The organism is Streptomyces sp. NPDC004051, assembly GCF_053604275.1.
In genome coordinates this window covers 1-1,703 of record NZ_JBSGHG010000090.1, presented here as the reverse complement: position 1 = coordinate 1,703, position 1,703 = coordinate 1, and the positions used below count along the sequence as shown (strand labels likewise).

1 protein-coding gene and 1 pseudogene are annotated in these 1,703 nt (G+C 73.2%); both read right to left on the bottom strand.

From position 1 onward, the window contains the following. Positions 1-127 precede the first annotated feature (127 nt). Positions 128-790, bottom strand: coding sequence for a CBS domain-containing protein (locus tag ACWEQO_RS34735; RefSeq protein ID WP_452986491.1), 663 nt, complete (start codon positions 788-790; stop codon positions 128-130). 81 nt (positions 791-871) lie between these two features. Beyond that, positions 872-1,323 (bottom strand): annotated as a pseudogene (locus ACWEQO_RS34730) (Crp/Fnr family transcriptional regulator). Positions 1,324-1,703: the final 380 nt, after the last annotated feature.

Sequence of the window (1,703 nt, the reverse complement as noted above, 5' to 3'; positions counted from 1 at the left end):
CCGCGCGGAGGAGGCCTACGAGGTCTTCGCACACGGTCCGGAGACCGGCGCCCTCAAGGTCGTGCTGCACCGCGAGGCACCGGAACCGCCCCGGTAGCGCGGGACCGGCAGTCCCGCGCGCCCTCCCTCACCGCGCTTCGTCCGACGGTCCGTTCGCCAACTGGAACGTGACGTCGACGACCCCCTCGACGGCGCGTACCGCGCGGGCGACGACGGGTACCAGCGCGGTGTCCCGTATACGGCCGGTGAGGGTGACGACACCGTCGGAGACCTCCACCCCCATGGGCTCGAGCGGGGCCGGGAAGAGCGGAGCGACGACTTCCCTGCGGACCTCCCGGGCGATTTCCTCGTCCGTCCGCAGAAAGACCTTCAGCAGGTCGACCCGGCTGACGATGCCTTCGAGCAGCCCTTCGCGGCTCACCACGGGCAGCCGCTTGACCTTGCGCTGAGCCATGATGCGAGCCGCCTGCGCGACGGGGGCGTCGGCGTGGACGGTGACGGCCGGGGTGCTCATCAGCTCGCCGGCGGTCAGCGCCCCCGCCTTGGCCAGGTCGGGCAGGCGGCGCCGCTGCACGAACCGGTCGGGGTCGCTGTCGCGGAACTCCTGCTTGGGCAGCAGATCGGCCTCGGAGACGACGCCGACGACCCGGCCCTCGCCCTCCAGCACCGGCAGGGCGCTCACCTTCCACTGCTCGATGAGCCGGACGATCTCCTTGAACGGGGCGTCACGGCCGATGGCCACGACGGTGTGCGACATCACGTCGCTCACGGTGTGCGGGCTGCCGTTCATGGTTTTCCCCTCGGGTGGTCGGGTGCGTGGGTCGGCTCGTGGCCGCCGGGGCCGAGACGCACGGCACGGGGAACCCGGTCGTCATCTGCTCCCGCTGCCGTGTGGAGCGTACAGATCGAACAGCCGGAGGCGGGTCGCGTGCAGTCGCCGGGCGACCACCCGGCGACCCGCACGGCGATCGCGCGGCCGAACTCGGGGTCCTCGGCGCACGGTGCCCGCACGGCCTCCACGTCGAACTCCCGGGCCCGCACCGGGCTGGTGGCCTCGGCGCCCAGAAGCCACAGGCGGGGCGGGAAGTGCCAGGAGCAGCCGACCGGTTCACCGTGGCCCAGCGCATCGATCACGGCCGCGCGGCGACCGGGGACCCGCAGATCGAGTGCGCCGGTAACGGACCGGATGATCCAGAACCGGTCGGCCTGCCGCCCCTCCTCGAACAGGCGGGTTCCCCTGTCGAAGGGGACCTCGCGGGCGTGCCGCAGCAGCCGATCGCGGTACTCGGCCGGGAGACCGGCGGCCGACGTGGTGGTTGTCATGTTCCGTCTCCCTTCGCGCATGCCGTCGCGGTCGAACGGCGCCCCCTGTCGGCCGTAACGACAGCGTGTGCCCGACCGGATCGGAACGCCACGGGCCGGCAGGCCCCGTTCGAGGACCCTTCGGCCCCACCGGGCGGGGGTGACGGAACGACCGGGCGGCCCTCCCGTCCACCGCGCTCCCGGACGGGGCCTGATGGCCCCGGGTGGGGACCTGGGGCCCCTGCGCACACGCTGTCGTCGGGGGAGGCTGGTGGTGGTGGGGGGAAGGTCTTGTGCTGGAGGTGTGTGTCATGGTGTCGCCCGTTGTCGTGGGTGTCGATGGTTCCGTCGAGAGCCTGGCGGCCGCCGGGTGGGCGGCCCGGGAGGCCGTGCGTCGCGGG

Excerpts from the sequence above, each read along its gene's own strand:
- ACWEQO_RS34735 (WP_452986491.1), bottom strand. The coding sequence starts at position 790 with ATGAACGGCAGCCCGCACACCGTGAGCGACGTGATGTCGCACACCGTC.